The organism is Flavobacterium sp. WC2430, from assembly GCF_040822075.1.
Lineage (GTDB): Bacteria > Bacteroidota > Bacteroidia > Flavobacteriales > Flavobacteriaceae > Flavobacterium.
This window is the reverse complement of record NZ_CP162007.1, coordinates 1,793,167-1,812,364: the sequence shown is the minus strand read 5'-3', so window position 1 is coordinate 1,812,364 and position 19,198 is coordinate 1,793,167. Positions and strand designations below refer to the sequence as shown.

Below are 19,198 nucleotides of genomic sequence, written 5' to 3'. Positions count from 1 at the left end.
ATACAGCTCCAAAAAAAAGGAGTTCTTTTAAAACTAAAACTAAAAACTAAAAATATGGATATTAAACAAAACATTCTAGATGCTGTGAATGAATGGTTAACGCCAACATTTGACAACACGACTCAAGAAGCTATTAAAGAAATGATGGCGACATCACCTAAGGAACTAGAAGAGAGTTTTTATAAAAGTCTTGAATTTGGAACCGGCGGAATGCGCGGTGTTATGGGCGTAGGAAATAACCGTATCAATAAATATACACTTGGAAAAAGCACTCAAGGACTGTCGGATTATTTACATACTTCATTTCCTAACCAACCTATAAAAGCGGTTATTGCCTATGACTGTCGTCACAATAGTGATACACTTGCGAAGGTGGTTGCTGATGTTTTCTCGGCAAATGGTATTCATGTTTATCTGTTTTCAAGTTTAAGACCAACACCAGAATTGTCATTTGCACTTAAACATTTAGGTTGCCAATGCGGAATTGTCCTTACTGCTTCTCACAATCCGCCTGAATACAATGGATACAAAGTGTATTGGGAAGATGGTGGCCAAATTGTCCCACCAGAAGATGAGGGAATCATCAATGTTATTGAGAATTTAAATTACAACCAAATCAAATTTACTGCAAATGAAGATTTGATAGAATATATAGATACTCAAGTTGACGCCGCTTTTATTAAATCGACTATCGAAAATGCGAGTTTTGGTACTTCGGCTGTTGCCAAAGAAAATTTAAATATCGTATTTACTTCTTTACACGGTACATCAATCACTCTTGTTCCCGATACTTTTGAGCAAGCTGGTTATCCAAATGTACATATTGTTGAGGAACAAAGAGTTCCAAATGGTGATTTCCCAACGGTAAAATCGCCTAATCCAGAAGAACCAGAAGCTTTAGCAATGGCATTAGCATTAGCAGACAAAACAAATTCTGATATTGTAATAGGAACTGATCCAGATTGCGATAGATTGGGTGTTGCTGTTCGTGATAATGAAGGCAAAATGACTTTGCTGAATGGAAATCAAACAATGATTTTGATGACTGCATTTTTACTAGAACAATGGAAAAAAGCAGGGAAAATCAATGGAAAACAATTTGTAGGTTCTACAATTGTTTCTACTCCTATGATTATGGAATTGGCATCGGCTTACGGTGTACAATTTAAAGTAGGTTTAACTGGTTTTAAATGGATTGCCAAAATGATAAAAGATTTCCCTGAACTACAATTCATTGGTGGTGGAGAGGAAAGTTTTGGATACATGGTTGGTGATGCTGTTCGTGATAAAGATGCTGTAGCGGCGACTTTATTAATATGCGAAGTGGCAGCTCAAGCAAAAGAAAAAGGAAGCACTGTTTATAAAGAATTACTACAACTTTATGTAGAACACGGTTTTTACAAAGAGCATTTGATTTCTATTACTAAAAAAGGGATGGAAGGTTTAGCCGAAATCAATCAAATGATGGTTTCTATGCGCGAGAATCCAGTTAAAGAAATTAATGGACAAAGAGTAATCATGTTAGAAGATTACAAATCATCTGTTGCCAAAAACTTACTTACAGGCGAGGAAGATATCATGGATATGCCAAAAGCAGATGTATTAATTTATTACACTGAAGATGGATCTAAAATTTGCGCTAGACCAAGTGGAACCGAACCTAAAATAAAATTCTACATCAGTGTAAATACAGAACTAGATGCTGTTGAAAACTTCGATAAAGTAGAAGCTTCATTGAACGAAAAAATAAAAAACATTATTGCAGCGATGCAATTGAACTAATTGTATACAACTCCATTTTTCTGACAGACCCGACAGACTTTAAAATTTGTCGGGTTTTAATGGTAAAAAAAACTTAAATGAATAATTTTAAAAAAATATTTTCTTTTGTAATTCCTTATAAAAAGTACGCCTATCTCAACATTTTTTTTAATGTTTTATATGCGCTTTTCAGTACGCTTTCTTTTATGTCATTGATACCAATGATGCAGGTCTTATTTGACCAAACAAAAAGAAATACTGTTGAACCCACTTATACAGGAATTGGTGAATTCAAACAATTTGCCGAAGATTATTTAAGTTATTATATCACCAACACAACAGATACTCTTGGTGTAGGTCACACCCTATCCATTATGGTCGCCGTAATTATCTCGATCTTTTTACTAAAAAACTTGAGTGATTATCTAGCCTTGTTTTTTATTACCTTTTTAAGAAATGGTATTTTGAAAGACATGCGTAATGCGATGTACAAAAAAACGATCGATTTGCCTTTGGCTTTTTTCTCTGAGAAAAGGAAAGGAGATGTTATTTCCAGAATATCAGCTGATGTGAATGAGGTTCAAACTTCTTTTTTGTCTATCTTAGAACTTGCTGTAAAAGAACCACTGACCATTGTATTTACTATAATTGCAATGCTCACTATAAGTACTAAATTGACCTTGTTTGTATTTATTTTTATTCCTGTATCTGGTTATGTCATTTCCCTTATTGGAAAACAATTAAAAAAACAATCTACTAAAGCACAGGAAGAACAAGGAATCTTTTTATCGACTATCGAAGAAACGCTTGGCGGACTGAAAGTAGTAAAAGGATACAATTCTGAAAAGTACTTTAATCAAATATTCACAGCATCTACACAACGCTTTTTTAAATTATCAAACAGCATTGGTAACCGACAAAACCTAGCTTCACCAATGAGTGAATTTATGGGAATTATGGTTATTGCTATTTTATTATGGTACGGAGGAAATATGGTTTTGATCGAAAAAACCTTAAACGGCGCTTCTTTTATTGCTTATATGGGATTAGCATATAACATTTTAACTCCAGCAAAATCAATCTCAAAAGCATCTTATAGCATCAAAAAAGGGAATGCCGCAGCCGATAGAATATTGGAAATCCTAGAACAAGAAAATGCTATTAAAAGTAAAAAAGACGCAGTAGAAAAAAATACTTTTGAATCAAATATTAGCATTAAAAACATAAATTTCAAATACGAAGATGAAATTGTATTAAAAGACTTTTCACTACAAGTAAAAAAAGGGCAAACAGTAGCGCTTGTTGGACAATCTGGAAGCGGTAAAAGTACTATTGCTAATTTACTGACTCGTTTTTACGATGTAAATGAAGGAACAATTGATATTGACGGAACAGATATAAAAGACATGAATCTTCAGTCTTTGCGAGGTTTAATGGGATTAGTTACTCAAGATAGCATTTTGTTTAATGACACTATAAAAGCAAACATTTCACTAGGAAAATTAGATGCTACAGATGATGAAATCATTGAAGCGCTGAAAATTGCCAATGCGTATGAATTTGTACAAGATTTACCAAAAGGAATACATACGAATATAGGAGACAGCGGAAACAAACTTTCTGGTGGCCAAAAACAACGTTTGTCCATTGCTAGAGCGGTATTGAAAAACCCTCCAATCATGATTTTGGATGAAGCTACATCAGCATTGGATACTGAAAGCGAAAAATTCGTACAAGTTGCTCTAGAAAACATGATGCAAAACCGAACTTCGATAGTTATTGCACACCGTCTTTCAACCATTCAAAAAGCAGATCTAATTGTGGTAATGCAAAAGGGAAAAATTGTTGAACAAGGTAAACATGAAGAACTTATTGCTTTAAATGGTATGTATAACAAATTGGTAACTATGCAATCTTTTGAATGATGCACTTAAATCACTAAATTTGATTTAAGGATTTACAGTATATTAAAATTAAAAATCTTTAAATTAAAAAATGTACCACAGTAACCCAAATATCAATCTTACCGAAGACCTTGACACCATAGTATGGAAATATTTAGATTTATCTAAATTTTTAGACTTATTGATGTCTAAAAAGCTATTCATGTCACGGTCAGATAAATTTGAAGATCAGTATGAAGGTACCTTCAGTGAACCTACATACGAAGAAATAAAAAGATTATCGATAGACAACCCTGATTTCCTAAAATATTACAAAACACATCGTGAAAAAGTGGCTATTAGCAGTTGGCATATTAATGAATATGAATCATTTGCTATGTGGCAAATTTTCACACAAAACAGTGAAGGACTAGCCATTCAATCTACTATAGGGAGACTACAAAATGCACTTGGGCCCGAAAATAATTACAAACAGTATATTGGTGAAGTAAATTATATTGACTACAAAAAAGAATACATTCCTTTTGACGATATGTTTTTCCCCTTTCTATTTAAAAGAAAAAGCTTTCAGTACGAACGTGAGGTGCGCATCATAACTGATGTTGCCGACAGTAAAATCATCTTAAATGATGGGCTAAAAATAAGCGTTGACATCAATCAATTGATTGAAAAAATCTATATCCATCCAAAATCGGAAAATTGGTATAAAAATCTAGTGATTCAACTGGTAAAGCAACTTGATTTTAACTTTACAATCGAAAAATCAGATCTTGAAAGTGATATTTTAATTTAGCTTTTAATTATATTGGCTGATAACTTGACACTTTCCATTCGTTGTTTGACAAATCTACATAATTGTAATGTACTACATCATTTTTATCGAATTGTCCATTCTTATTAGTATCCTCTACTGTTCTAAAGTACAAACGGTTTTTTGATTCGATTAAACTCCAGTCTATTAATTCCTGAAAATCAGGAGATATTTTAGTAAAACGAGCGCCGCTAATCTCACTAAGATATAAAGATTTGATATCGCTAGTATCTAATTTTCCATCTCTATTGGTATCTATGTCATACATGGTATACACCATAATTTGCTTTTTAGCTCTTTCAGAAACTGCTTTTAGGTAAGTAGCAGTTAAAATCAAAGCAGGCTTATCAGTTAAAGCATGAATCGAATCAGAATCTGTTTTTTGAAATTTTAAGTTTTGCAAATAACCGGTAATTTCATTCTCTCCATAGTTAGAAATGGTAAAACTTAAATCGATTACACTCGAAGAGCCATAACGTGCTTTCGTTCCTCTTTCATACACTCGCAAGTCTCCTACAGGATGAATTAAATAATCCGTTCCTTCCATTTGAATAGGTAAATCAGAAAGCGCCACTTGAGTAGAATCTACTTTAGTCATTTCTTTCCCTTTATTGGCAGAATCATAAATTACCTTCGGCTTCTCTACCTCATCTTTACAACTTGTTAAAAGTAAAACCGAAATGCCTATTAATGCTATATGTAATCTTTTCATAATCATGTACTATTAAAATAAAACCAAATGTAATCAATTTTAAAAATGCTTTTTATAATTAAATCCAATTTATGTCATAAATTGATCGAATAACTATAAGGCATCAACCGTTCGTTATTATAATTTAGCACTTAACTTTACATTAAACACCCTAGTGGTCATATAATTTGGAATCGCATATTCATTTTTCGAATACACATCTCGAACCCAAGTATTCGTTATCGCATTTTGATTATTAAACAAATTAAATATTTCTAATCCTATTGCGAGTTCCTTGAAATTCCCAAACCAATTTTTATACTGATTTCCAGCATTGTTATCAATAAAAACTTTAGAAAAACCTATGTCTACTCTGCGATAATCATTCAATCTATTTTGATACAAATAAGGATCAGCATACGAAGGAGAACCTCCTGGTAATCCCGTATTGTAAACTAAATTCAAATACAATTTCACACTAGGAATATTGGGCATATAATCCTGAAATAGCATTCCAAATTTTAGTCTTTGATCAGTTGGTCTCGCAATATAACCTATATTTTCACTATTCTCTTCGGTTTTTAAATAACCAAAACTCAACCACGACTCAGTACTAGGAACAAATTCTCCATTCAAGCGAAGATCTAAACCTTGCGCATATCCTTTAGCCACATTAGAAGCAGCATAACGTATTCTTACATTGTCTATTGTATAGGTATTTACATCCGTCAGTGATTTATAATACATTTCAGAAACTAATTTAAAAGGACGTTCCCACATTTTAAAACTAAAATCATTTCCTACTACAAAATGAATCGATTGTTGCGCCTTAACATTAGGATGCACTATTCCGTCAGCATCCCTAAGTTCTCTATAAAAAGGAGGTTGCTGGTATACACCTCCAGAAATCCTAAAAACCATATCTTTTTTCCAATAGGGCTTAATGGCAATTTGCGCTCTCGGACTAAAAGTAAACTGTGTGTTTCCATTTTCAATTGCTCCTTTAACTACCCAGCTATGCATACGAACACCTGCATTTAACCAAACTTCACTCTTCCCAAAATTCTCTTTTCGACTCCATTGTCCATAACCCGAAAAACGATTGATCGTATTAAAATTAGTTGCTCTCACATTTTGATAAGGAACTAGTGGCCCAGTGTATGAGGAATAGGGTTGGTCATTCTTAGGCAGGTCAATAATTGGCGGATTAATCGAAAAACCAGCAGAGTCAATGACTTCCCATTCTACCACTCGATCGCGAATTGATTCCCGTGTGTATTTCGCGCCCCATTCCAATTGATTTTTTTTCCAATCGTAAAATCCTTTAATTTCTGCATTAACAATTAAAGCGTCTAAATCATTTCTAGCATGATTGAGTTGTGAACCAATTCCTTCCGTATAAGCCACATCTCCATAAGAATCCGATCCAATATTAGAATTAACAGCTCCTAATCGATATTGCGCAAAAATGTCAAAATATTCTTGTTCCAAAGTATGAAAAATAGACCCAATAAGTTTCAGGGTTAATTTATCTGTAGCTTTAAATGTTGATTTAAAAGCACCAAAATAAGTATCATATCGATCTTTTTCTTGCCCTTCATAATAGACAGTCAGTGCCATAGGCTTGTCTATTGTTCCAAATTTAGTTTGGCGCGTTAATGGCTGGTAGCTGTATTTATTTTGAGACAAGTTCCCTAGAAAACTCCACTGCCATTTGGCCGAAGCCTGATAATTAATATTCGTTTGAATATCTGCAAATGTGGGAGTGTAATTGGTTTGTGTATCTTGGCTTTTAACCAACAGACTATTGTTTCGATATCGAACACCTGTAATTGCCGACCATTTTTTATTCTTAGAAACAGCATCTACAGAAACGCTTCCTCCAAGAAAGCTAGCTTCAAGTGTAGCGCCAAACTTTGTAGGCTTGCGATAGGTAATATCTAAAACGGATGATAATTTATCTCCAAATTTAGCTTGAAAACCTCCAGCTGAAAATTCTACATTTTGAACTAAATCCGTATTAGTAAAACTCAATCCTTCTTGCTGACCGGAACGAATAAGAAATGGACGATAAATTTCAATTTCATTGACATAAACTAAATTCTCATCATAATTTCCACCACGAACGGCATACTGAGTACTCAATTCATTATTCGAATTTACGCCTGGCAGTGTTTTTAATATTGATTCAATTCCAGCATTAGCTCCTGGTATGTTCTTAATTATTTCTGGTTCAATTACAGTTATTCCTTGAATCTGTTTCTTGTTGTTATTAGTCACAATAATCTCCCCCATTTGCTCTTGCTGGTCACTCATAACCAAGTTGAACACTTGTTCTTCATTTTCTTTTAAAATCAGCAAAAGTGTTGCTTTTTTTAATGAAACATGGCTAAATACTAATGTTACTTTTTGATTGGCAGGAATAGTAATTAGATAAAAACCTTGAGCATTAGACTGAGTACTGCGGCCTGAACAGAACACATTTACATTATCTACGGGCTTATTATTCTTATCGAGAATAACCCCTTTTACTCGCGAAGTTTGAGCAAAAGAAGACAATCCTGTCCAAAATAAAATCCAAACAAAAAATATTTTTTTGATATTCAAGCTGTCGATATATTATTATTTTTGACTTCTAAAAAAATGAGTATCAAAGGTAGTTGAATTTCCTACATTATCTACCACCACCACTTTTAAATCATTAGCACCTTCAGCTACGACACCATCACTAAAATTATGAGTGATTTTTTTTGTTTTGTTGTCGTATTCAAATAAAATCCAATTTCCGTTTAAGTATCCATTATACGATTTTATACCTGAACCATAATCATTTATCGAAAGCTGAATCGTATTTTGAGCACTTATCCATTTCCCTTCAATAGGATTCGCAATAGAAATTGTTGGTGGTACGGTATCCATTTTCAAAGCGTATTTGCCTAATGATCTCACTTTGGCAGTGAATACATTATCTTTTCTTTGAGTTGCATTATAACCTACTCTCCCATTATCAATATCGGCAATAAAAACTTTTCCTTTTTGCTCCTCAGAAAAAGAACTGTCTTCAATAGTAATAGTAAAACTAGAAAAAACAGGAACAGAGTCGTCGTGAAGATACAGAGTATCCCCCTTTACATCAAAGTTCATATTAAAATCCTCAAAAAAAGTTCCAGCTGGAAAGAAAACCGACATATTATTTTTTGAAAAAATATTGTCTTTATTCACTTTTACAAAATAATTAGAAACGACTGGTTCCCTATCTACTATAGTTGCCGATACATCATAACTAATAGGTATGTTGACTACATTTTTATTTCCAAAAAAATCAGAAACTTCAATGCGATAAATAGAGGCCAAGTTTGGCGCAACATTTATGACACCATTATTCTCATCTGTCTTTATAATACTTAATTTATAAGGATTGACCATAAATAATTTCTGAACCCTTTGCGATGTTTTTTTATACCTCGAATAATCAATCAAAGCATTTACATAACGCATTTCATCAAAAGAATAGGTGTCAAATTGATAACCAAACGTAGGCTTCCCATTAAGATAGGTTTGCACTTTATAAATTCCATTTTTATTAAATGAAACATTATCATAATCATCCGCGGTGACACCAAAACCAATTTTACCATTTGCAACCACTTTATTTGCTAAATAGGTACCGTCTTTTTGTAGAGATAAATTAAGAAGCAAAGGTCGCTTCGATTGATTCACAACCGTTTTATTATCCACTGGATAAACGTAAACAGCTGATAATAGTGGTTTTTTAGTATCCTTTAAGTATTTATCAAAACCAAACAGTAAAGGGTTTATAATTTTTTCGGTTTTGCTGTCGCGAAATTCAAAATGCAAATGGGGCCCTTCCGAAGAACCTGTATTACCAGAAAGAGCAATTGTTTGCCCTTTTTTCACCGTTAGTTCATTTGGCTTTAAGAACAATTCAATCTCAAAAGCTTGTTCCTTATAATGTCCTTTTTTTATATAACTCTCAATTTCATCTGTTGCTTTTTGCAAGTGACAATATACCGAAGTAAAACCATTCGGATGCGTAATATAAATTGCTTTTCCATTCCCAAAAGTGGAAATTTTTATTCTAGAAACATACCCATCTGCAACAGCATGAACCTCTAAACCTTCTCTTTGCAAGGTTTTAAAATCAAAACCAGCATGAAAATGATTGGGTCTCAGCTCCCCAAAATTACCAGATAACTGCACTGGAATATCAATAGGCAGACTAAAATAATCTTTTGGATACTCATTTTGTCCAAAAACAGAACCCGAAAATAATAGAAAATAAATAAAAAATCTCATGACTTACATTTTTGCTAAGGTAAAAAAACTAATTGCTTTCGCTTTATAAAAAAAGACAAATCGTAACCAATTACATTACAACAATTTGATTATTTTCTAATAAAAAAACAAATAAAATATTGTAATAATAAAAAGTAATACTAAATTTGTAATATTAAGTAATGAATAGGATATATAATGAGTGTAATTGCAGAAATAATTGATACTCTTGAAAATAAAGTTGTAAAACTAGTTCTAAAAATACAAAATTTAGAACAAAAAACTCAAGAATTACAGGTCGATTTAACAAAATCTGCACAAATCATACAAACTCAGTCAACTGAGATTGAAGCGTTAAAAGCGCAATATGAGACACTTAAAATTGCCAACTCATTACTGGGCAGTGACGATAATAAAAGAGATACAAAGCTTAAAATAAATTCATTAATTCGTGAAATTGATTACTGTATAGCACAACTATCAGATTAGTAAAAAATATGGACGAAAAGCTTAAAATTAAAATATCAATCGCAGACAGAGTATACCCCTTAACTGTGGAACTGTCTCAGGAGGAAGGACTTAGGAGTGCTTCTAAGAAAATTGATGTAATGATGAAGCAGTTTGAAGAAAATTATGCCGTTCGAGATAAGCAAGATGTATTAGCCATGTGCGCTTTACAGTTTGCTTCTCAAGTAGAACAAAAACAAATTGACAACGCTATTAATGGGGAAGAAACCATTGAAAGAATTAAAAAAATCAATGCGCTTTTAGATCAATATCTCGATAATTAAACGTTCTTTACAGAAACTAAGATACTGCCTACATTAGTTCACATTTGGTAAACTCAACACTAACAATTTAGAATGAGCAAATCATCGTTACTATAGCAAGCCAATTCAGTTTGGAAGCTTGAACAACGAGTTAGCTCAAAACTTGTCTTTTCGAGTTTATTCAATCAGCCTAATGTAGGCTTTTTTATATATAAATTTTAAACAAACATGGACATATTAACGATCGTTATTTCAGGAATAATAGGTATTGCGGGAGGTTTTGGGATAGCCAAAATCATAGAAAAGAGCAATATTTCAAATTTAATTAAAAATGCTAAAAAAGAAGCATCATCAATTTTAAAAGACGCTAATCTAGAAGCTGAAAATATAAAAAAAGATAAAATTCTGCAAGCCAAAGAGAAATTTATCGAATTAAAATCAGAACACGAACAAGTCATTTTATCTCGTGATAAAAAAGTAGCCGAAGTAGAAAAAAGAATTCGTGACAAAGAATCTCAAATTTCTAATGAGTTATCAAAAGCAAAAAAAGTAAATGATGATTTCGAATCAAAATCTGCTGAATTTTCATCTAAAATTGAAGTTTTAGATAAAAAGCAAGCCGAAGTTGAGAAAATGCACAAAAGCCAACTGCAACAACTGGAAGTAATTTCTGGTTTATCTGCAGAGGAAGCAAAAAGTCAATTAGTTGAAGGTCTAAAAGCAGAAGCAAAAAGCCAAGCAATGGGACACATTCAAGATACTATTGAAGAGGCAAAATTAACTGCACAACAAGAAGCCAAAAAAATAATCATCAACACCATTCAAAGAGTTGGTACTGAAGAAGCAGTTGAAAACTGTGTTTCTGTATTTAACATTGAATCAGATGACGTTAAAGGTAGAATCATTGGTCGCGAAGGTAGAAATATTAGAGCACTTGAGGCTGCAACTGGAGTTGAAATCATTGTAGATGACACACCAGAAGCGATTATCCTTTCTTGTTTTGACCCAGTACGTAGAGAAATTGCCCGTTTGGCTTTGCATAAATTAGTAACTGACGGTCGTATTCACCCAGCTCGTATTGAAGAAGTTGTTGCTAAAACTGCTAAACAAATTGATGATGAAATTATTGAAGTTGGTAAACGTACAGTTATTGACCTAGGAATTCACGGTTTGCACCCTGAATTAATTAAGGTAGTAGGACGTATGAAATACCGTTCTTCTTATGGACAAAACTTACTACAGCACTCCCGTGAAGTTTCTAAGCTTTGTGGAATCATGGCAGCTGAATTAGGACTTAACGTAAAGTTAGCTAAAAGAGCAGGTTTATTGCATGATATTGGAAAAGTACCAGATGCAGAAAGTGACTTACCTCACGCCTTATTAGGAATGCAATGGGCTGAGAAATATGGTGAAAAAGAAGAAGTTTGTAATGCAATTGGTGCGCACCACGATGAAATAGAAATGAAATCTCTTTTATCTCCAATTATTCAAGTTTGTGATGCTATATCTGGAGCAAGACCTGGAGCAAGAAGACAAGTTTTAGACTCTTACATTCAACGTTTAAAAGATCTAGAAGAAGTAGCTTACGGATTTACTGGAGTAAAAAATGCTTATGCCATTCAAGCGGGTAGAGAATTACGTGTGATAGTAGAGAGTGAAAAAGTTTCTGATGACAATGCAGCTACTTTATCTTTTGAAATTTCACAAAAAATACAAACAGAGATGACTTATCCTGGTCAAGTAAAAGTTACTGTAATTAGAGAAACAAGAGCGGTAAATATTGCTAAATAATATATAAAATACGCTTTTATTACAATTGCGGTATGATTCACTTATATAGAATCATACCGCAATTTTTTTAGATTGTCTATACACAGCAAATAGTGAAATTCAGACTCCTATTTTCTGGGATGGAAATTATTAATGACTTCCGACAAAAATTTACGATCTAAATGCAAATATATTTCCGTTGTAGTAATCGATTCATGACCTAACATCAATTGAATAGAACGCAAATCAGCACCATTTTCTAATAGATGAGTTGCAAAAGAATGCCGAAAGGTGTGTGGACTTATCTTTTTATTTAATTCTACCTTTAAAGCCAAATCTTTAATAATAGTAAAAATCATCGCTCGTGTGAGCTGACTTCCTCGCCTATTCAAAAATAAAGTGTCTCCAAAACCTTTTTTTATATTGATATGAATTCGAATTGTGTTTTTATAAATTTCAATATATTTTTTTGATAAATCACCAATAGGAACAAAACGCTGTTTATTGCCTTTACCCGTTATTTTGATAAACCCTTCTTCGAAAAATAAATCAGAAATTTTCAACGAAACCAATTCAGACACCCGAAGACCACAACCATAAAGCAATTCTAGCATCGCTCTATTACGCTCTCCTTCATTTGAAACTAAATCTATAGCTCCAATTAGAGAGTCAATTTCGACTACAGACAACGTATCAGGTAATTTCCTTCCTGTTTTAGGTGTTTCTATAAGTTCCAAAGGATTGTCATAACGATAATCTTCAAATATTAAATAACCAAAAAAACTTTTAAGACCCGAAATTATTCGCGCTTGTGAACGTGCATTGACTTCGCTAGAAATAGCATAAATAAAGTGCTGAATTGTTTCTTCGCTAATTTTTATAGGAGAAACTTCAATTCCGTTTGTTTCAAGATACAAACACAGTCTTTCAATATCGAAAGAATAATTCTGTATCGTATTACTTGACAGTCCTCGTTCAATTTTCAAATACGATTGAAAGTTTTTTATATAATTATTCCAACTCATAAATACAAAGTAAGCCTTTTATTTAATACAAAAACCTTCCAAAATTGGAAGGTTTTCAATAATATTTAAAATTTTAAAATTTATACCCTACAGCTATTTGAAACACGGAGTTTTTCGACTCTTTTTCCCCAGGGCCTATATTTTCTTGCAACCTTAATAAGCCCAAATCATAACGAACACCAAATATGAAATTTTTAGTAATATCATAATTAGCTCCAAAATCCACACTAATATCCGTTGTTTTAAAGAATTCTTTAACATCCACTCCCTCCGATTTTGCAGAAATTAAAAAACTAACTTGTGGCCCCAATTCAATGCTAAAAGAATCGGCAACATAGTATTTTGCCAAAATTGGAATGTTTATATAATCCAGTTTTAACTCCATACCTTCCGATTTTACTCCTTGACCAGAATACAAAACTTCTGGCTGAATAGCAAACTTATCGCCAATCATAAATTCACCAAAAACACCTCCTTCAAATCCAACTAACGCTTTTGAATTATCAACGTGGGTAACTGTTGCAATATTCAGACCTGCCTTAATACCAAAAGACATTTCTTTTTTATCCTGTGCATTATTGCTAGTTATTATAAATAACACTGCAATTGTAAAAATAATTTTCTTCATGATTTTAATATTTAAAATTAGAATATCAAAGTTAAATAACTAATAACTAAAAAGTTAATAACAATAATTAAACTCGTTGATAATCAACAAGTTACGACTAAAAACAACAAAATAAGACTTTTAATACTTTTATACTTACATTATTTTCATACTAGATCGAAAGCCCATATAGAAAAAACAGCCACACATTTAAAAAATAAGCTTATAATTTTGACATAAAAACAAATAATATTACAATAACTATTACATAAAAGAGTTCTAAATTGCTCGATATAAACAGACATTAATATTAAAACAATAACTTATGAAAAAATCAATTTTGATTGGGCTATTTTTCTTCGCCTTATCTAATAACGTAGAGGCACAATTAGTAAAATTCGGAATTAAAGCAGGGGTAAATTATGCAAATTTCGAAGGGTCAGACATACAAACTGACGCGATAACTAGTTACCACGCTGGTCTTGTAGCAGAAATTAAACTTGTGGATAGTTTCTCAATACAACCCGAATTACTTTATTCTACTCAAGGAGCAACATATAAAAATGCTGGAACTGAGTTCAAAAATGAATTAGGTTACTTATCCATTCCCGTTTTGGCTAAAATTCATTTAAATAAATTTGTCAGTCTTGATCTTGGACCACAAGCTTCTTTTTTATTAAGTGAAAGGAATAATTTTGATGTAAGTAATGCTGAAACATTTGAATTTGCAGCAGTAGGAGGTTTAGGAGTTAATCTAACAAAAAGCATCTTCTTACAAGGACGTTATGTTTTAGGTCTTACAGAAGTCTCAAAAGAAGCTCAAACAAAAAACTCAGTAGTTCAAGTATCAGTTGGTTTTCTTTTCTAGAAAGTGAATCAAAACTAATTTTATCAAAACCGTTTCATAATTGGAACGGTTTATTTATTTTTACAAAAACATAAATTATGAAAATTAGTATTGTCAACGGTCCGAATCTTAATTTATTAGGAAAACGTGAACCAGAAGTGTATGGAAGTCTAACTTTTGAAGAATACTTTACTAGTTTACAAATTAAATTTCCAACAATAGAGTTCAGTTATTTCCAAAGCAATATTGAAGGAGAACTGATTGATAAAATCCAAGAATTTGGCTTTACTTACGACGGAATAATACTTAATGCAGGTGCTTATACTCACACCTCTATAGGAATTGGAGATGCTATTAAAGCAATAACAACACCCGTGGTAGAGGTACATATTTCAAATACTTTTTCACGCGAGAGTTTTAGACACCAATCTTATATTTCAGGAAATGCAAAAGGAGTTATATTAGGTTTTGGTTTAAAAAGTTACGAACTAGCTATCCAATCTTTTCTATAATTAGTCTAAACCTGATAATGGGGCTCTACATGAATTAAAACATGCCCCAATTCAGGAATTTCTGTTCGTAAAGTATCTTTTAATTTATGAGCCAAATCATGTCCTTCTCTAACTGAGATAGTTCCATCAACTATAGCATGAAGATCGACATGGTATTTCATTCCTGCCTTACGAATAAAACACTTTTCTGTATCAATAATACCTTCTACCTGTGAAGAAACTTTTCTTATTTCTTCAATTAAGTCATCATTCAAATGCTCGTCCATTATTTCACCAAGGGCAGGTCTAAAGATAAGATAGCTATTATATAAAATAAAACCTGAGGCAAAAAGTGCAGCCCAATCATCAGCAGATTCATAACCTTTTCCTAAAATTAAAGCAATTGATATACCTATAAAAGCAGCTATAGAGGTTATTGCATCTGACCGATGATGCCAAGCATCTGCTTTCAATGAAGAGCTATTTGTTTCAATACTTCTTTTCATTACCAACCGAAAAGAATACTCTTTCCAAATAATTATGGCACCCAAAACAAATAAAGTCCAAGACTTAGGCAAATCATGTGCTATTTGAATATTTATGATACTTTCATATGCAATAATAGTAGCCGATGTAATCAAGAAACCAACTACTAAAAAAGTGACAAGAGGCTCAGCACGACCATGACCATAAGGGTGATTTTTATCTGCTGGCTTATTTGAATATTTAATTCCAAATAGCACTAAAAATGAAGCAAATATATCCGTTGTCGATTCAATTGCATCTGCAATCAAAGCATATGAATTTCCAAAAAAACCTGCTAAGCCCTTAATTATTGCTAAACAAGTATTTCCAATAATACTAAAATAAGTAGCTTTTATTGCTTTCTCTTCGTGTGACATTTTAATTTTTTAATTAAAAAATCGCTTAAATAAAATCTCTTTAATGAATGCAAAAAGATTTATTTAAACGATTAAAATAGGAATTATTATATTTATTCTACACGAACTATATTAGCTCCGATTGCTCTCAATCGTTCGTCGATTCTTTCATATCCACGATCGATTTGCTCAATATTTTGAATAGTACTAGTTCCTTTACCAGAAAGAGCTGCAATTAACAAAGAAATTCCAGCACGAATATCTGGTGAAGACATTGTTGTAGCTTTCAATTGAGATTTAAAATCATGCCCCATAACAACTGCTCTGTGCGGATCACATAACATGATTTTTGCTCCCATATCAATTAGTTTATCCACGAAGAACAAACGGCTTTCAAACATTTTTTGATGAATTAATACATCTCCTTTGGCTTGAGTAGCAACTACTAAAACGATACTCAATAAATCAGGAGTAAATCCTGGCCAAGGCGCATCTGCAATGGTAAGAATAGAACCATCAATATCTGTTTTAATTTCGTATCCATCTTCATGAGCAGGAATATAAATATCATCCCCTTTACGCTCCAATGTAATTCCTAGTTTTCTAAAAGTATTTGGAATAACACCTAGATTGTCCCAACTCACATTTTTAATTGTAATTTCACTTCTAGTCATAGCAGCTAGTCCAATCCAGCTTCCTATCTCAATCATATCAGGCAAAATTCTATGCTCACAACCACCAAGTGCTTCCACACCTTCGATAGACAATAAATTAGATCCAACTCCAGTTATTTTTGCTCCCATGGAGTTTAACATCTTACAAAGTTGTTGCAAATAAGGTTCACAAGCAGCATTATATACCGTTGTTTTTCCTTTGGCTAAAACTGCTGCCATTACAATATTTGCAGTTCCAGTTACTGAAGCTTCATCAAGTAACATATCTGTACCAATTAAACCATTTTTAGCTTCAACACCATAAAAATGATCTTCACGATTGTAACGAAATTTTGCTCCTAAATTAATAAAACCTTCAAAATGAGTATCTAATCTTCTACGTCCTATTTTATCTCCACCTGGTTTTGGGATATATCCTTTTCCAAAACGAGCCAAAAGTGGACCTACAATCATGATAGAACCACGTAATGAACCGCCCTCTTTCTTAAATGCTTCGGTTTCCAGATAACCAATATTCACATCATCTGCTTGAAAAGTATAAGAACCTGCCCCGTTTTTTTGAATTTTAACTCCTAGATTACCTAATAACGTAATAAGTTTATTAATATCAATAATATCTGGAATGTTGTTTATAGTTACTTCTTCAGGCGTCAAAAGTACAGCACACAAAATTTGTAATGCTTCATTTTTTGCTCCTTGTGGAGTAATTTCTCCTTTTAAACGTATGCCTCCTTCTATTTTGAAAATTCCCATATGATATTATTATTAGTTTTATATATAATTTAAGATACTACTGCCATCTAGCTGATGAATATTATCAAACCAAATTTAGCTACTTGATATCTTATTTCTGATTGTTATTATTATTTTTTATGTACGGTTTTGATTTACCTGTTTTCGCATTTTTATTGCTTTGAATTTTTGGTTGACCAGCAGGAGTAATTTTATTAGATATTCGCTTATTAGTCCTTAATAAATCAGTCGTATTTAAAAGTTCCTCCGTACTTTGAAGCATATTCAATTTACCGTCGGATAACTCATACAAATGTTCAAAAATAACATCGTCTTTCACGGTATCTTTGTTCCAACTTAAATATGATTTTTTCATGTGATTGGCAATGACTTTTACCAATGCATTTTTCATATCCCCATCTTCCCATTTATTGGCAACATCAATCATATATTTAATATTGTTACCGTAATACCTGTATTTTGGAAAATTTTGAGGGTATTTTAAAACATCCGGTTTCAATTGCAAAACTTCACGCGAAGGTATTGGGTAAGGAGATTCAACATCTAATCTAAAATCAGACATAATAAAAAGTTGATCCCATAATTTGTGCTGAAAATCCAATACATCACGCAAATGAGGATTTAAACTACCCATTACTTGAATAATATACTTTGCTGCTTTATTGCGCTCTTCCACATCAACAATTGCTGTAGCTTGATCAATTAGTTTCTGTAAATGACGTCCGTATTCAGGAATAATCAAATGCGATCTTTCGGCATTATATTCTAAATGATGCACAACATCATTAGCATTTTCTTTTTGATACTTTGAATTCATATGTGAATTATTTTGAGGCTTTTCAATACAACAATAGATGTGCAAACAAAACTGTTTACAATACACATTGTTATTTGATATTTATAATGAAACGATACCTTTAATAGTAGAGACTTCTAGGTATTTATCAATAATTTCTTGAGAATCTTTAACCTGAACATCAACTGATATACTGGTAAATTTACCTGTTTTTGATTTTGTCGTTTTAATAACCGCTCCCATGCAATCAAAAGCAAATTCTACACGTTCAACATTGTCATTTTCAGTTGGAACAATAAATTTAAATAAGTACAAAGCAGGCCAAGTATTACTCATGTCCAACTCTACTTTTAATCTATCATAAAATTCTTCGGTCTTCTTATCCATTTTTTAATTAAAATTAAAGCAAATATACGGTTTCAAATGTAATTTATGAATTATGGATTATTAATTTTTCTTAAAAACTATAATTTTAATGATAATGATTTTTTCAAATTCCAATAAGTTTAAGTAAGTTTGCGCCTTATTTCTAAAAAGTGCAAAAAGAAATCATAGTAATTATAGGTGGTCCAGGAACTGGGAAAAGTACGCTAATTGAAGGATTAAAAGCAAAAGGTTTTTGTTGTTATCCTGAAATTTCAAGGGAAGTTACTTTGGAGGCCAAAAAGCAAGGAATTGAACAATTATTTCTTGAAAAACCACTATTATTTAGTGAACTCCTTCTTGAAGGAAGAAAAAAGCAGTTCACAAACGCACAAAACGAACCACATGACATTGTTTTCATTGACCGTGGTATTCCTGATGTATTGGCTTATATGCACTATATTGGAGACAGTTACCCCGCATCTTTTGATGCAATCTGTAGAGAACATGTCTATTCGAAAATTTTCATTCTTCCGCCTTGGGAGGAGATTTACATAAGTGACGAAGCACGTTATGAAAACTACGAACAAGCAAAATTAATTCAGGATCATCTTATTGAAACATACCAAGGGTATGGATACAATCTTATTGAAGTACCAAAGGAAACGGTAGATAAAAGAATTCTTTTTATATTAGACAAAATTTCTAATTAATTCGTAATTTAATTTCTGAATTATGGATTGTTAACATAATATTCA

Annotated in this window: 18 protein-coding genes and 1 other RNA gene; 10 read left to right on the top strand and 9 right to left on the bottom strand. The window is 32.3% G+C overall.

The annotated features are described in order from the left end of the window. The first annotated feature begins 54 nt into the window (after positions 1-54). From AB3G36_RS07875 to AB3G36_RS07865, 3 genes are all read left to right on the top strand, one after another. Positions 55-1,782, top strand: coding sequence for a phospho-sugar mutase (locus tag AB3G36_RS07875; protein ID WP_367757645.1), 1,728 nt, complete (start codon positions 55-57; stop codon positions 1,780-1,782). Positions 1,783-1,859: 77 nt separating this feature from the next. Next, the gene (locus AB3G36_RS07870; protein WP_367757643.1) at positions 1,860-3,686 is read left to right on the top strand and encodes an ABC transporter ATP-binding protein; all 1,827 of its coding nucleotides are present in this window, start codon (positions 1,860-1,862) and stop codon (positions 3,684-3,686) included. A gap of 70 nt (positions 3,687-3,756) precedes the next feature. Next, positions 3,757-4,458 carry a hypothetical protein gene (locus AB3G36_RS07865; RefSeq protein ID WP_367757641.1) on the top strand — a complete coding sequence of 234 codons (702 nt, stop codon included), beginning with the start codon at positions 3,757-3,759 and terminating at the stop codon, positions 4,456-4,458. 7 nt (positions 4,459-4,465) lie between these two features. On the opposite strand, the gene AB3G36_RS07860 is transcribed toward AB3G36_RS07865, so the two are convergent. The 3 genes from AB3G36_RS07860 to AB3G36_RS07850 all read right to left on the bottom strand — a co-directional run bounded on the left by AB3G36_RS07860 (position 4,466) and on the right by AB3G36_RS07850 (position 9,484). Beyond that, positions 4,466-5,188, bottom strand: a complete 723-nt coding sequence (locus AB3G36_RS07860) for a hypothetical protein (RefSeq protein ID WP_367757639.1) — start codon at positions 5,186-5,188, stop codon at positions 4,466-4,468. A gap of 117 nt (positions 5,189-5,305) precedes the next feature. After that, positions 5,306-7,774 carry a carboxypeptidase-like regulatory domain-containing protein gene (locus tag AB3G36_RS07855; RefSeq protein WP_367757637.1) on the bottom strand — a complete coding sequence of 823 codons (2,469 nt, stop codon included), beginning with the start codon at positions 7,772-7,774 and terminating at the stop codon, positions 5,306-5,308. 15 nt (positions 7,775-7,789) lie between these two features. After that, positions 7,790-9,484, bottom strand: coding sequence for a M23 family metallopeptidase (locus AB3G36_RS07850; RefSeq protein ID WP_367757635.1), 1,695 nt, complete (start codon positions 9,482-9,484; stop codon positions 7,790-7,792). 177 nt (positions 9,485-9,661) lie between these two features. On the opposite strand from AB3G36_RS07850, the gene AB3G36_RS07845 reads away from it, so the two are divergent. The 4 genes from AB3G36_RS07845 (at position 9,662) to rny (ending at position 12,024) form a co-directional block, all read left to right on the top strand. Continuing rightward, on the top strand, positions 9,662-9,952 hold the full coding sequence (locus tag AB3G36_RS07845; protein ID WP_367757633.1) for a hypothetical protein: 291 nt from the start codon (positions 9,662-9,664) through the stop codon (positions 9,950-9,952). A gap of 8 nt (positions 9,953-9,960) precedes the next feature. Next, entirely contained in the window at positions 9,961-10,254 is a 294-nt protein-coding gene (locus tag AB3G36_RS07840; protein ID WP_367757631.1) for a cell division protein ZapA, read from the top strand. A 51-nt stretch (positions 10,255-10,305) separates the two neighbouring features. Continuing rightward, positions 10,306-10,412, top strand: a non-coding RNA gene (gene ssrS / locus AB3G36_RS07835) — 6S RNA. A 49-nt stretch (positions 10,413-10,461) separates the two neighbouring features. After that, positions 10,462-12,024: a ribonuclease Y gene (gene rny, locus AB3G36_RS07830; protein ID WP_367757629.1), complete on the top strand. Its 1,563-nt coding sequence runs from the start codon at positions 10,462-10,464 to the stop codon at positions 12,022-12,024. A 107-nt stretch (positions 12,025-12,131) separates the two neighbouring features. Here rny and xerA read toward each other — a convergent pair whose 3' ends face one another. Next, on the bottom strand, positions 12,132-13,028 hold the full coding sequence (xerA, locus tag AB3G36_RS07825) for a site-specific tyrosine recombinase/integron integrase (protein ID WP_367757627.1): 897 nt from the start codon (positions 13,026-13,028) through the stop codon (positions 12,132-12,134). Positions 13,029-13,101: 73 nt separating this feature from the next. Further along, positions 13,102-13,656: a porin family protein gene (locus tag AB3G36_RS07820; RefSeq protein WP_367757625.1), complete on the bottom strand. Its 555-nt coding sequence runs from the start codon at positions 13,654-13,656 to the stop codon at positions 13,102-13,104. A 304-nt stretch (positions 13,657-13,960) separates the two neighbouring features. On the opposite strand from AB3G36_RS07820, the gene AB3G36_RS07815 reads away from it, so the two are divergent. Both AB3G36_RS07815 and aroQ read left to right on the top strand, forming a co-directional pair. Next, positions 13,961-14,503: a porin family protein gene (locus AB3G36_RS07815; protein WP_367757623.1), complete on the top strand. Its 543-nt coding sequence runs from the start codon at positions 13,961-13,963 to the stop codon at positions 14,501-14,503. Positions 14,504-14,580: 77 nt separating this feature from the next. Beyond that, positions 14,581-14,994 carry a type II 3-dehydroquinate dehydratase gene (aroQ, locus tag AB3G36_RS07810; protein ID WP_367757621.1) on the top strand — a complete coding sequence of 138 codons (414 nt, stop codon included), beginning with the start codon at positions 14,581-14,583 and terminating at the stop codon, positions 14,992-14,994. A 5-nt stretch (positions 14,995-14,999) separates the two neighbouring features. On the opposite strand, the gene AB3G36_RS07805 is transcribed toward aroQ, so the two are convergent. From AB3G36_RS07805 to AB3G36_RS07790, 4 genes are all read right to left on the bottom strand, one after another. Further along, positions 15,000-15,875 (bottom strand): cation diffusion facilitator family transporter, encoded by an 876-nt coding sequence (locus AB3G36_RS07805; protein ID WP_367757619.1) that lies wholly within the window; start codon positions 15,873-15,875, stop codon positions 15,000-15,002. 92 nt (positions 15,876-15,967) lie between these two features. Beyond that, positions 15,968-17,281, bottom strand: a complete 1,314-nt coding sequence (gene murA, locus AB3G36_RS07800) for a UDP-N-acetylglucosamine 1-carboxyvinyltransferase (protein ID WP_367757617.1) — start codon at positions 17,279-17,281, stop codon at positions 15,968-15,970. Positions 17,282-17,372: 91 nt separating this feature from the next. Next, complete coding sequence (locus AB3G36_RS07795) at positions 17,373-18,098, bottom strand: DUF4290 domain-containing protein (protein ID WP_367757615.1); 726 nt, start codon at positions 18,096-18,098, stop codon at positions 17,373-17,375. Between the two features lie 81 nt (positions 18,099-18,179). Further along, positions 18,180-18,464, bottom strand: a complete 285-nt coding sequence (locus AB3G36_RS07790) for a DUF493 family protein (RefSeq protein WP_367757613.1) — start codon at positions 18,462-18,464, stop codon at positions 18,180-18,182. A 149-nt stretch (positions 18,465-18,613) separates the two neighbouring features. Here AB3G36_RS07790 and AB3G36_RS07785 point away from each other — a divergent pair, with 149 nt between their 5' ends. Further along, a complete protein-coding gene (locus AB3G36_RS07785) occupies positions 18,614-19,153 on the top strand; it encodes an AAA family ATPase (RefSeq protein WP_367757611.1) in 540 nt (179 codons plus the stop codon). Positions 19,154-19,198: the final 45 nt, after the last annotated feature.